The sequence below is a fragment of the Sphingomonas sp. CFBP 13603 genome, assembly GCF_014892665.1.
In the GTDB taxonomy this organism is placed as follows: Bacteria; Pseudomonadota; Alphaproteobacteria; order Sphingomonadales; family Sphingomonadaceae; genus Sphingomonas.
Genome location: NZ_JADBIA010000001.1, coordinates 195,498 through 207,807 on the forward strand (window position 1 = coordinate 195,498; position 12,310 = coordinate 207,807).

The window sequence follows — 12,310 nt, forward strand, 5'->3', positions numbered from 1 at the left end:
GATGTTGTTCGGGAAGAAGAAGCGGCAGATCGTCCGGCTCCTCGTGGTCGAGGACGAACCGCTGGTCGCGTTCGACACCGAATATTTCCTGACCGACGCGAAGTTCACGATCGTCGCGACGATCGACCGGGTCGCGGAAGCCTTGCCGATCCTCGCCAGCGACACGGTGATTGACCTCGTGTTGGTCGACGTGAATCTAGCGGACGGGTCCGGCATCGACGTCGCGCGCGCGGCACAGGCCCGCGGCGTGCCGGTGATGTTCGTGACGGGAAGCTGCCCGGTCGAGGCGACCACGCTCGCCGCCGGTTGCATGGCCAAGCCGTATATGCCCCGCGACCTGATCGCGGCGATCGAGGCGATCGAGGCGATGCTCGGTGGCCGCAAGCCGACGCGCGTTCCGTCGGGTTTCACGTTGTTTCCGCGGACGGCGTGACGTTTCCCCACGCTCCGTCGCCTGACGGGTAGCGCATCCGCGATTTCCCGTTAGGGTCCCGCGCAAGCGAGTGGGAGCGTAAGTGCGATGAACGGAACCGTAGGCAAGCGCTGGAGCGACGGCTTCCGACCCTATGCGGAGAAGGCACCGCTGGCAGCATTGGCGCTCGGCATATCCTCGGGCTTTCCGTATGCGATGATCGGCGCGACGCTGACGACGCGGCTCGCGGCCAGCGGTATCGACAAGAAGACGGTGACGGCGTTCAGCCTCGCCTTCCTCGTCTACAACCTGAAGTTCCTGTGGGCGTGGGTGGTCGACGGCGTTCGGCTTCCGATCATCGGGAGACTGGGTCAACGCGTCTCGTGGCTGATCGTGACGGCTGCGCTGGTAGTTGCCGCGGTAGTCAATCTCGCTCTGATCGACCCGGCGGCCAGCATCACCTCCACCGCAACCGCAGCGATCCTCGTTGGTGCGGCTGGCGCAACCTTCGACGTCGTGATCGACGCATTCCGGATCGAGACGCTCGAACCGCGCCAATTAGGCGTAGGCTCCGGGATGAGCCAATATGGCTGGCGGATCGGCTCGGCAGGCTCGGGTGCGCTGGCGCTGGTGGTCGCCGAACGCGCCGGTTGGAACGCGGCCTATCTGGCGTGCGTCGTCTTTGCGTTACCCGCGGTCCTGGCGGGCCTAGTGCTGGGCGAGCCCGAACGCCGCCGTCCGCCAATCGAACGCCGCGGGCTCGCGGAGGGCTTTCGCGCGATCTGGGGGCCGTTCGTCCAGTTCTTCTCGCGCGAAGGGGCGTTCATCGTTCTCGCCTTCATCCTGATTTTCAAGGTCGGCGACACGCTCGCCAATCTGACGCTGCGACTGCTGTTCGACGACCTCGGCTTCACCGGCGACGAGATCGCGTTCTACGATGTCGGGATCGGTTTCATCGCCTATCTGGTGGGCATCTTCATCGGTGGCATCCTGTACGCGCGGATGGGCATGAAGCGATCGGTGCTGCTGTCGCTGGTGCTGATGGGCGTTTCGAATCTGTCGTTCGCGGCGCTGGCCGCCGCCGGGCACTCGAACTTCGGCATGGCGTCAGCGATCGGCTTCGAGAACGCGTCGAGCGGTTTTGGCGGCGTCGTCGTGATCGCGTACTTCTCGGCGCTATGCGATCTGCGCTTCACCGCAGCGCAGTTCGCGCTGATCTCGGCAGCAGCAAGCATCGTCGGACGGATCGTCACCGGCACCACTGCCGGCGCGCTGATCGAGGCGTTCGGCTATGTGGATTTCTATCTACTGACGACCGCCCTCGCGCTGCCGGGCATCGTCCTGTTCTGGTGGATGAGCCGGTCGGGGATGATCGACCGTTCGATCGGCAGCGCGGGCGTCGAGGGTGAAGGCGACGCCCGCGCCGGTGATCCGGTCTAGCCCGCCGCTACACCGTGATTGGGCGTCCCTCGTCGGCAAACGCCGCTGCGACCGCGGCGGCGCTGGCGAGGACGCCGTCGATGCGACGGACGCCGAGCAGGTCCGCCATAAGATAGCGTGCGATCTCGGGCGCAGTCTCGACGCGCGCGAGCACCGACAGCATCGCCGATTCCGCCGGCGTCATCCGCGCGCAGCAGCACGGGGCGATCGCGATCGTCCCCGCCGAAGTACCGGCAAGGTCCGCCATCAGTGCCCTCAGCAGGACCAGCGGGCGACGGAAGCCTTGTCCGAACGCAGTGAACATCGTGTGCGAAGCGCGGGCGTCGGCGAGGCCGTGTGCGCCCATCCGCCGCATCGCGAACAAGGCTATTCGCGCGTTTTCACAAGGCGGTAGCGCATGGGGCAACAGCGAGGTCGCGCTGGCGATGGTCTGTGTCGAGGCGGCCGTCGAGTTGGTCGTCGAATTGGGGCGGGTATCGGTCATTCACGCGACTCCGTGGTGGTGCCCACAAAGTCGCCTGTTGGTTATTGATAGTCAATAGCAATAAGAAGTCAGTCCGGCGGTTGGTCGTTTGCGGCGAGCACTTCACCGGCGAGGTAGAGCGAACCGGCGATCAGCACGAGTTGCCGCTGGTCGGTTGGTGCGGCGATCGAGGCTAGCGCTTCACTGGGCGTGGCGGCTGTTCCAGCGGTCTTTCCGAACGATCGGGCGAGCGTCGCAAGTGCCTCGGGCGCGTGATGAGCGTGGCCGGGGACGGGGATGGCGATGACGTGGCCGACCGATGGTGACAGGATGCGGATCACGGCGTCCGCATCCTTATTCGCGAGCATGCCGAGGATCAGTGTCACCGGCCGGCCCTTGGCGAGCGTCCTTAGCGCACGCGCGACCGGTTGCGCAGCGTTGGGATTGTGCGCGCCGTCGAGCCACAACTCGCTGCCCTCGGGCAATCGCGCGAGCAGCGGGCCATCCGACAATCGCTGCATCCGCGCCGGCCAGTGCGCCCAGTCCGCGGCGGCGCGCATCGCCGCTTCGGGAATGTGCAGTGCGCCCTGGTGACGAAGCATCGCGATCGCGAGCGCGAGGTTGCGCGACTGGTGCGCGCCGACGAGCCGGGGGCGGTTGGTGACGACCGAAAAGCCGGTATCCTCGTAGCGGACGGTCGATCGTGCGGTCTCGCTCGTCCAGGCTGTGCCGCGGGCGAACACCGGCGCGCCGGCGGCATCGGCGACCGCGGCAATCTTCGCGCGGAGGGCCTTGGGATAGTCCATCGTGACGAGCGGCACGCCGGACTTGGCGATGCCCGCTTTCTCGCCGGCGATCTCCAGCAGCGTGTCGCCGAGGAACGACTGGTGATCGATGCCGAGCGCGGCGATGCCGGTGACGACCGGATTCGGGATGATGTTGGTTGCGTCGAGCCGACCGCCGAGACCGACTTCGACGATCGTCGCTGCGGCGGGCGTGCGGGCGAAGGCGAGGAAGGCGGCGGCGGTGGTGACTTCGAAGAAGCTCGCCTGGAGGTCGGCGGCTTGGTCGAGCACTTCCGACAGCAAGGCGGCGAGCAACTCGTCTTCGATCAGCGATCCTGCGAGGCGGATGCGTTCGTTGAAGCGGACGAGGTGGGGCGAGGAATAGACGTGGACGCTGTGCCCGGCGGCTTCGATCGCAGCGCGGAGGAACGCGCAGGTCGAGCCCTTGCCGTTGGTGCCGGCGACGTGGAACACCGGGGGGAGATCGAGGTGGGGGTCGCCGAGCCGGCTTAGGAGCGCGGTGATGCGCTCAAGGCCGAGGATGTCGGCGCCGGGCGACAGTGCGGTGAGGCGGTCGAGTTGGGCCTGTACCGCGGGCGAGGAAGAAACGGCGTGGTCGGGCATTCTAGGCTCCCTCTCCCCTCCGGGGAGAGGGCTGGGGTGAGGGGCAGTTCCGAGCGCCGCGTCTGTGGCTGCCCCTCACCCCGACCCTCTCCCCGAAGGGGAGAGGGAGTGCGTTACGCGGCCTCGCGCGCGCTGAGATACCCGATCACCGTACCGAGCTGCTCGCGCAGGTCCTTCCGGTGGACGACCATGTCGATCATCCCGTGCTCGAGATAATATTCCGACGTCTGGAAATCCTCGGGCAGCTTCTCGCGGATCGTGCTCTCGATCACGCGGCGACCGGTGAACGCCAGCGTCGCCTTGGGCTCGGCAATTTGCACGTCGCCGAGCATCGCATAGGCCGCCATCACGCCACCCGAGGTCGGGTCGGTGAGCACGACGATGTACGGCAGCCCGGCATCGTGCAGCATCTGGATCGCGACCGTGCTGCGCGGCATCTGCATGAGGCTGAGGATGCCCTCCTGCATCCGCGCACCGCCGCTTGCCGTGAAGATCACGTAGGGCACGCGGTCCTCGATCGCCGCCTCGACGCCGCGGACGAACGCCTCGCCGACGGCCAGGCCCATCGAGCCGCCCATGAAGCCGAAATCCTGCACGCCGACGACGACTCGGTGGCCGTCGATCGCGCCACGTGCGTTGATCAGCGCATCCTGCTCGCTATTGTCGGTCCGCGCCGCCTTGAGGCGATCGGTATAGCGCTTCTGGTCGCGGAACTTCAGCGGATCCTCGGGCACTTTCGGTGCGGGGAGTTCGCTGCAGCTACCCTCGTCGAAGAGCTGCGCAAAGCGGATCTTCGGCCCGATACGGTCGTGATGATCGCATTTCGGGCAGACGTACAGATTGTCCTCGAGCTCCTTGGTGAAGACCATCTGCCCGCAGCCCTTGCACTTGTGCCAGAGATTCTCGGGCGTTTCGCGCTTCGCGACGAAGGGCAAGACGTTGCGGACGCTGTTGAGCCAGCTCATGCGGAGACCTTTCGGGCCGAGGCAACGGCGTCGGCGAGAGACTTGATATAGGCGCGGACCGGCTCGGCCGCAGCTGCACCGTGCTGCGCGACCAGTTCGACGATCGCCGAACCGACGACGACGCCGTCCGCGACGCGGGCGACGTTCGCCGCCTGCTCAGGTGTGCGGATGCCGAAGCCGACCGCGATCGGGATGTCGGTCTGCGCCTTGAGGCGAGCGACGGCGTCCTCGATCGAGGATTGCTGCGCCTGCTGGAGCCCGGTGATGCCGGCGACCGAGACGTAATACAGGAACCCACTCGCGCCATCGAGCACGGTCGGCAGGCGGGCAGCATCGGTGGTGGGGGTGGCGAGGCGGATCAGGTCGATCCCGGCGGCACGCAACTGAGGGCCGAGCGCATCGTCCTCTTCGGGCGGCACGTCGACGCAGATCACACCGTCGACACCGGCGTTGGCAGCCGCCTCGGCGAACCAGTCCGCGCCGCGCCGGAGCATCGGGTTGCCATAGCCCATAAGGACCAGCGGCACGTCCGGATGGCGTGCGCGGAACGCGGTGGCAGTGGCGAGGATGTCGGCGGTGCGCGTCCCTTGCGCGAGGCTGCGGATGTTTGCGGCCTGGATCGCGGGGCCGTCGGCCATCGGATCGGTGAACGGCATGCCGAGTTCGATCGCATCCGCGCCGCCTGCGACGAGCGCGTCGAGGATCGGGCCGGTGGCCTCGGTGGTGGGATCACCCGCGGTCACGAACGCGACGAGCGCGGCACGCCCGGCGGCGGCGGTGCGTGCGAAGGTATCGGCGAGGCGGTTCACAGCTCCCCTCCCGCTCGCGGGAGGGGTTGGGGGAGGGGCTGACATAGCCGCACATCCAAGGTCCGAGGAGCGAACAGGCCCTCCCCCGACCCCTCCCGCAAGCGGGAGGGGAGCAGAAGTGCGATCATATCGCCACCCCGAGTGCTTCGGCGACGGTGAAGATGTCCTTGTCGCCGCGGCCGCACAGGTTGGCGAGGATGATCTGGTCCTGCCGCATCTCGCGCGCCTTCTTCGTCACGGTCGCGATCGCGTGCGATGGTTCGAGCGCGGGGATGATGCCCTCGGTCCGGCACAGCAACTGGAACGCGTCGAGCGCTTCGGTGTCGGTGGCGCTGTCATATTGGACGCGGCCGATATCGCGCAGCCACGCATGCTCCGGGCCGATGCCGGGATAATCCAAGCCGGCCGAGATCGAATGCGCCTCGGTGATCTGGCCATCCTCGTCCTGCAACAGATACGTCTTGTTGCCGTGGAGCACACCCGGGAAACCGCCCGCAAGGCTCGCCGCGTGCTGCTTGTCCAGCCCATGACCCGCCGCCTCGACGCCGAGCATCTGCACGTCGGCATCGTCGAGGAACGGATGGAACAGTCCGATGGCGTTCGAGCCACCACCGATCGCGGCGACCAGCATGTCGGGCAGGCGACCGACCCGCTCCAGCATCTGCGCGCGTGCCTCGGTGCCGATCACGCTCTGGAAATCGCGGACCATCTCCGGATACGGGTGCGGGCCCGCGGCGGTGCCGATGATGTAGAAGGTGTCGTGGACGTTCGCGACCCAGTCGCGCATGCCCTCGTTCATCGCGTCCTTTAGCGTGTGTGCGCCGCTCGTCACGGGGCGGACTTCGGCGCCGAGCAGCTTCATGCGGAACACGTTGGGCGCCTGCCGCTCGACGTCCTTCGCACCCATGTAGATCACGCAGGGCAGGCCGAAGCGCGCGCAGACCGTGGCAGTGGCGACGCCGTGCTGGCCCGCGCCGGTCTCGGCGATGATCCGCGTCTTGCCCATTCGCATCGCGAGCAGGATCTGACCGATGCAATTGTTGATCTTGTGCGCGCCGGTGTGGTTCAGCTCGTCGCGCTTGAACCAAACCTGCGCGCCCCTCCCCTCGGGAGCGGACTCGCGGAGCGCCTCGGTCAGGCGCTCGGCGTAGTAGAGCGGGCTCGGGCGGCCGACATAATGTTCGAGCAGGTCGTCGAACTGCGCCTTGAAGGCGGGGTCGGCCTTGGCCGCGCGATACGCCTCGTCGAGTTCGAGGACGAGCGGCATCAGCGTCTCGGCGACATAGCGACCGCCGAAGTCGCCGAAATGGCCGCGCTCGTCGGGCTGGGCGCGGTAGGAGTTGGGGGCGAGGGTGGGAGCGTTCATGAGTGGGCGTTTAGCACTTCGTAAATCGCTGTCACCCCTTCCGTTTCCGCTAAAGGCCACCCCGGCGGAGGCCGGGGCCCGATTGGGAAAGGCTTTTTGGAGAGTCGGATGCTCCGTCACCTCGACCTTTCCAATTAGGCCCCGGCCTTCGCCGGGGTGGTGCTAGCGCGCGGCGACCGCCTTCAGAAACGCCGCGATCTTGGCTTCGTCCTTCGTTCCGGGCTCGCTTTCGACGCCTGAGGAGACATCGACCAATTCCGCCCCTGTCCGCCGGATCGCTTCCGCGACATTCGCCGGATCGAGCCCGCCCGACAGCGCCCAAGGCAGCGGATGCTTGAACCCGTCGAGCAGGTCCCAGTCGAACCGCAATCCCATTCCGCCGGGCAGCGCGGCCGAGTCCGGGGTCTTCGCGTCGTACAGTATCCGGTCGGCGACCCCGACGAACCCGTGCGCCGCATCCAGATCACCGCGCGTGCGAACAGCGACCGCGACCCAGGTCTCGATCCCGAACTTAGCGCGGATCGCGGCGGCGCGTGGCGGTGTCACCTTGTGGAGTTGCAGCACGTCCAACGCCGCCGAGCCGACCGCCTGTTCGAGCATGTCGTCCTCCGGATCGACGAACACGCCCACCTTGGCGACATGGCCCGGTACGCGCGCGGCAAGTTCGGCCGCCTTCGCAAACGTCACGTGGCGAGGCGAGGCGGGAAAGAAGACGAACCCGACATGACTCGCCCCGTGCCTGATCGCAGCGTCGAGCGTGGCGGGCGTGGAGAGGCCGCAGATTTTCGTTTTCTTCATGCGCGTCTTGCTAGTGCGTTCGTGGAGGCCAAACCAGTGCAGTCTGATCAAGACCATTCCACCGACCTGTCCGAATATCGTCAATTCGCGACGGGCGCGGGGCGCTGGATACTGCCGGTCGTCATCATCCATCTAGCCGCGATCGATGGATTGGTGCGGATTTATACCGGCTATTCGCTGACGTCGTGGTTGCCAACCGATCGGCTGGTAGCGTGGGCATGGGTAAATGGCGGTATGTTCACGATCGCCGCGTTCGCGGTTCGGCGGGGCCACTGGAACGTCGGCGCTGGGGCGTTGCGAGGCTGGCGGGCGCGGATGACGGCCATCACCTGGATCGCGCTCTCGGCCGTGTGGTTCTGCCTTCCCGAGATACTGACTGCTATCCGCGCGATTGCCGTCCCAACTGGTAACGGCGGCGAATGGTAAAGGGGGCTAGGTACGCCCCCTCGTCAGAGCGTCGCGGCCATTGCGCGGGCGGCGGTGTCGGGGTCCTCGGCCTGCGTGATCGGGCGACCGACCACCAGGATCGAGGCGCCGGCGTCCATCGCCTGGCGCGGCGTGACGACGCGTTTCTGGTCGCCGATCTGGCCATCGGGAAGGCGTACGCCGGGGACGACGAAGAACCCCTTCGGCCAGATCGCCTTGGCTGCCGCGACTTCGGCACCAGAGCATACGATACCGTCGACGCCTGCCTCGCAGGCAAGCTCGGTCAGGCGCGTGACCTGGTCGTGCGCGCTGCCGACTACGCCGGTCGCGGCGAGATCGGAGGCGTCGAGGCTCGTCAGCATCGTCACCGCGATGACCTTGGTGCCGATCGGGGCCGCTGCCTTGGCATCCTCCAGCATCGCGCGACCGCCGCTGGCATGGACCGTCAGGATCGCTGGTTCGAGCGCGCCTAAGGCCTGCACCGCCTTGGCGACCGTGTTCGGAATGTCGTGCAGCTTCAGGTCGAGGAAGATCGGCAGGCCGAATTCCGCCATCGCGTGCACGCCGGGCTGGCCATGCGCGGAAAAGAATTCGAGGCCGAGCTTGATCCCGCCGACATGATGGCGAACGCGGGTAGCGAGGGCCTTGGCGCGGGCGAGGTCGGGCGTGTCGAGCGCGACGAAGATACGGTTGGTCATCAGGCGACGCTCGGCGGAATGGTGGTTGGTGTAACGGTGGGCGGCGTCACGATTGCGGGGAGCTCTCCCGGCACCGCGACCGACGGCACAGCAACTACTGTCTCGGGCCGCGGCGTACGCAGGTCCGCCAGCGAACGCTCGCACGTCGCGAGGCGCTGACGCAGCCGCCACCGGATCGCGTGATTGTAGATCATCGTCGGGACGAACCCGATCAGGAACGTCACCAGCAGCAGCAGCGGCAGGTTCACGTCGGCGATCAGCCCACCCCAGAGCTGGATCTGCACCGCGTTCCAGTTGCTGATGGTGAACACTGCGGCGATGAACGCCAGCAGGCACCAGAACAGGATTTTCAGGAACTGCATGTGGCCACCTCTATCGCGTCCCTCGGTGCCGAAGCGCCGATGGGGACCCGAGAGCTACCGCCAGATCGCCCGTTTGGCCAGTCTCATGCCGAAGAAGTGCGGCCGTCAGCCGATTTCGGTCCGCAACTGCGCGATCAGCGGCAGTATCGTGGTCAGCCTCGGCTCCTCCACGTCGAGGATCGCCAGGAACGCGGAACGCTTGATCGCGGCAACGCGGCCGGGCTTCATCCGCACCGTCTGCGGCAATGTCGAGACGGTGATGTCGATCATGCGCTCGGCCCCGTGGAGGCGCCCCCAGAGATAATCATTCTCGCGGTAGGCGCGACTGAAGAACGCGCCGAACGTGCCGAACTGGATGCCCTTCAGCGTCGTCTCGGCTCCACCCGAGCGGATCGAGGTCGCATCGTCGGGCGCGATCCGGTCGACCTTGATCGGGTCGAACTCGTCGAGGCCTTCGCCTTGCAGCAGCGGCAGGGTCGCCGTGTCGAAATACGGGAAGCCGAGATAGGCGAGCAACAGCGTCCGCCGTGCAGGCTTCGCGAGTGCGGCGAACGCCTCCGCCAGCCGCAGGTCGGTCTCCGCATCGAGCCGGTCCAGATCGAACGTCCTGCCGAGCGTTTCCAGTACGGCGGTGGCGTCGCCTCTCATGGCGCGCACCGCGTCGTGCAGCCCGACGTGCATCTCGCCCCGCAGACGATCGAGGTAGGGAGACAGCGACTCGTAGATCGCGTCGCGCATCGGCCCCAGCTCGGGCTCGTCGGCGGCCGTTTCCACCTCCGACAGGCGCCGCGCCATCAGCCGCAGCCGGCGGATGCGAAAGCCGATGTCGAAGGTTCGCAAGAACGCGATCGACGCAGTGCTTGCCCCGCCCGCGTGCCCCGAACCGAGCAGGTCGGCGCCCGACGCAGCGACGTGCGCGACGATCGCCGCCCGGATCTGTGCCAGCCGCCGGGGCCGGTGGTGCTCTCCGGCATCGAACAACAGCAACGCCAGCGTCTCGATCACCGCGCTGCGTTTCAGATGGCCGTACGCGACGAAGCCATAGCCGGAACTTACGGCGGCCGCCTTCTGCGCACGCCGCCGCCATGCGATCAGCCGTGGCGCGGTCGGCCGGTCGAGGAACAATGTGTGGCCGAACAGTGATTCGACGTCCGCCTCCACCTCGGGGCGGATCGCGGTCAGGATCCCGCGCATCCGGTCGATCCGCGCCGAGCGTTCGGCGATCGCCTCCAGATTGTCGCGGATCGGCTGCTGGCGGGGAATGTCGCTGATCGCGCCGATGATCGTCTGGAAGAACCCCGGCGTGCCTTCGCCGCGATTGAGCCGGAGCTTGATGCCGGGGGAGGGGTCTATGTAGATGAAGCGCCGATCGATCTGACGGCGTGCAGGGCGTTCCTTCAGCGCATCCAGCGCCGGTCGGAACGGCGCGTTGGCGAGCACCGAGCCATCGATCAGCACGGCGGTCTCGGCGGCGTTGGCAGCGGTATGGCGGGGCAGGACGCGCGCAAGGAAGTCGCGGCGTTCGGGCCAGGCGATGTTGCGATCCTTCAGCACGCCGTCGAGTTCGGCCACCGTGAACGGCGGGAACGCGCCCGGAAAACTCGACGTCGCCCGCGCCGCAAAGGCGAGTTCGCCAGCAGGCGCCAGGGTATCGCAAACGCCGCCATTATCCGTGAAATCGACGACCAGGCGGTGTTCGGTCTCGACCACTTCGGGCGGGGAGTTGAGCTGCAACCGTTCCGGATGGCCCGAAAAATCCGTCACCGTCACGAACAGGTCGAGCGGCTGGCCCGGCGGCAACAGCCGCGGTCCGCGTTCGCTCGCCGCCATCGCATCGAACGCGTCGAGCAGCAGGTTGGTGAAGGTCTTCCCCCCGAACGGCGGCTCGAACCAGCGCGATCGGATGAAGTGCGACAGCTTGGTCCGCACCTCCTCGCGCGTCGGCTCGTCGAGCGCCTCGACCTTGTCGGTGCTGCGCCCTGCCGCCATCCACGCCAGCGGCATCGCCCAGGCCTTCGAGAATCGCGACTTGGGTGCCGCCTCGGTATCGATCAGCGCCTCGACGTCCGCCGACGTCATCCAGAGGTCGGTCAGCGGATCGAGGCTCTGCCCGGTCGCGATCGCCTGCGCGAGGAAGATGCCGTTGATACCGCCCGCACTGGCGCCAGCGATGATGTCGGCGAGCACGCGCACGCGGATCGATGCATGCTCTTCGATCTCCTGGAGCAGCGCGTGATAGACGCCCTCGCTGCCGCCCTTCGGGGTTTCGCCGTCGTGGAACGCGCGGCTCGCGCAGACCAGCCGCCAGATTTCCTTGGTGATGCCGTGCATGTAGACTGCCAGGCTGATCCCGCCATAGCAGACGAGCGCGAGGCGCAGTTCTTTCTCGCGCATTCTAGATCCTCGTCCCGTCTGCTCGTCGGTGTTCGATTATACGGGCTCCAGCATAGCCCAGATCGGTAGATGATCCGACGCTTTGCGCGCTGCCGCGCTGGCGTGCACGCCGCAATCGACGATCTTGAGGTCCCGCGACACCATGATGCGGTCGAGCCGTGCGACCGCGCGCCGCGAATGAAAACTCGCACCGGTTTCGGCAAACGCATAGTCGCGTCCGAAATCGCGCAAGCAGCCGGCACCCGCACTCCATTCGTTCAGGTCGCCCATCAACACGGTCGGATGACGATGCGCGCAGGTATCGACATGGTTCAGGATCGCCGCCGCCTGCTTGCGCCGCCAAAGCCCTGACAGATCCAGGTGCATGCCGAGTACGCGGATCGTATCCTCCGCGAGCCGCACGTCGGCCATTACCGCGCCGCGCGGTTCGAGTGCCGGCAGATGGATCGCCTCGCCGTCGACGACCTTTGCAGACTTGCGGACGAGAATGACGTTGCCGTGCCAGCCCATGCTTAGCGACCGCAGGCCGAAATCGACCGGCACCCAGTCGCTATGCTCCTCGAGCAGATGGTGCGGCAGGACGCAGGCCTTCGCGCCGAACCGCCGATCGGCCTCCTGCAACGCGATCACGTCCGCATCGATCTCGCGCAGCACCTCGACCACGCGCTCGGGGTTACGCCGTCGATCGAGCCCGATGCCCTTGTGGATATTGTAGCTGGCGACCTTGATCATGCGTGCGGCGTATAACGCCACGGGCGCGATCCGGGT

13 protein-coding genes are annotated in these 12,310 nt (G+C 66.9%); 3 read left to right on the forward strand and 10 right to left on the reverse strand.

Annotated features, from left to right (window positions below; genetic code table 11):
• Window position 1 precedes the first annotated feature (1 nt).
• A complete protein-coding gene (locus tag IFR23_RS00905; RefSeq protein ID WP_093396871.1) occupies window positions 2–433 on the forward strand; it encodes a response regulator in 432 nt (143 codons plus the stop codon).
• 87 nt (window positions 434–520) lie between these two features.
• Window positions 521–1,852, forward strand: a complete 1,332-nt coding sequence (locus IFR23_RS00910) for an AmpG family muropeptide MFS transporter (RefSeq protein WP_192974326.1) — start codon at window positions 521–523, stop codon at window positions 1,850–1,852.
• 7 nt (window positions 1,853–1,859) lie between these two features.
• Here IFR23_RS00910 and IFR23_RS00915 read toward each other — a convergent pair whose 3' ends face one another.
• The 6 genes from IFR23_RS00915 to IFR23_RS00940 form a co-directional block, all read right to left on the reverse strand.
• The gene (locus IFR23_RS00915; protein WP_244186687.1) at window positions 1,860–2,336 is read right to left on the reverse strand and encodes a DUF6628 family protein; all 477 of its coding nucleotides are present in this window, start codon (window positions 2,334–2,336) and stop codon (window positions 1,860–1,862) included.
• Window positions 2,337–2,404: 68 nt separating this feature from the next.
• A complete protein-coding gene (locus tag IFR23_RS00920) occupies window positions 2,405–3,724 on the reverse strand; it encodes a bifunctional folylpolyglutamate synthase/dihydrofolate synthase (RefSeq protein ID WP_192974327.1) in 1,320 nt (439 codons plus the stop codon).
• A gap of 113 nt (window positions 3,725–3,837) precedes the next feature.
• Complete coding sequence (gene accD, locus IFR23_RS00925) at window positions 3,838–4,689, reverse strand: acetyl-CoA carboxylase, carboxyltransferase subunit beta (RefSeq protein WP_056486848.1); 852 nt, start codon at window positions 4,687–4,689, stop codon at window positions 3,838–3,840.
• On the reverse strand, window positions 4,686–5,498 hold the full coding sequence (trpA, locus tag IFR23_RS00930) for a tryptophan synthase subunit alpha (RefSeq protein WP_192974328.1): 813 nt from the start codon (window positions 5,496–5,498) through the stop codon (window positions 4,686–4,688). The genes accD and trpA overlap by 4 nt, the downstream gene beginning before the upstream one ends.
• A gap of 124 nt (window positions 5,499–5,622) precedes the next feature.
• Entirely contained in the window at window positions 5,623–6,864 is a 1,242-nt protein-coding gene (trpB, locus tag IFR23_RS00935; RefSeq protein WP_192974329.1) for a tryptophan synthase subunit beta, read from the reverse strand.
• 162 nt (window positions 6,865–7,026) lie between these two features.
• On the reverse strand, window positions 7,027–7,662 hold the full coding sequence (locus IFR23_RS00940; protein ID WP_192974330.1) for a phosphoribosylanthranilate isomerase: 636 nt from the start codon (window positions 7,660–7,662) through the stop codon (window positions 7,027–7,029).
• Window positions 7,663–7,698: 36 nt separating this feature from the next.
• On the opposite strand from IFR23_RS00940, the gene IFR23_RS00945 reads away from it, so the two are divergent.
• On the forward strand, window positions 7,699–8,088 hold the full coding sequence (locus tag IFR23_RS00945) for a hypothetical protein (protein ID WP_192974331.1): 390 nt from the start codon (window positions 7,699–7,701) through the stop codon (window positions 8,086–8,088).
• Window positions 8,089–8,111: 23 nt separating this feature from the next.
• Here IFR23_RS00945 and pyrF read toward each other — a convergent pair whose 3' ends face one another.
• The 4 genes from pyrF to IFR23_RS00965 all read right to left on the reverse strand — a co-directional run bounded on the left by pyrF (window position 8,112) and on the right by IFR23_RS00965 (window position 12,274).
• Window positions 8,112–8,786, reverse strand: a complete 675-nt coding sequence (gene pyrF, locus IFR23_RS00950) for an orotidine-5'-phosphate decarboxylase (protein WP_192974332.1) — start codon at window positions 8,784–8,786, stop codon at window positions 8,112–8,114.
• Entirely contained in the window at window positions 8,786–9,148 is a 363-nt protein-coding gene (locus IFR23_RS00955) for a lipopolysaccharide assembly protein LapA domain-containing protein (RefSeq protein WP_192974333.1), read from the reverse strand. The genes pyrF and IFR23_RS00955 overlap by 1 nt, the downstream gene beginning before the upstream one ends.
• 105 nt (window positions 9,149–9,253) lie before the next feature.
• On the reverse strand, window positions 9,254–11,542 hold the full coding sequence (locus tag IFR23_RS00960) for a patatin-like protein (RefSeq protein ID WP_192974334.1): 2,289 nt from the start codon (window positions 11,540–11,542) through the stop codon (window positions 9,254–9,256).
• A gap of 36 nt (window positions 11,543–11,578) precedes the next feature.
• Window positions 11,579–12,274, reverse strand: a complete 696-nt coding sequence (locus IFR23_RS00965) for an endonuclease/exonuclease/phosphatase family protein (RefSeq protein ID WP_192974335.1) — start codon at window positions 12,272–12,274, stop codon at window positions 11,579–11,581.
• Between the last annotated feature and the right edge of the window lie 36 nt (window positions 12,275–12,310).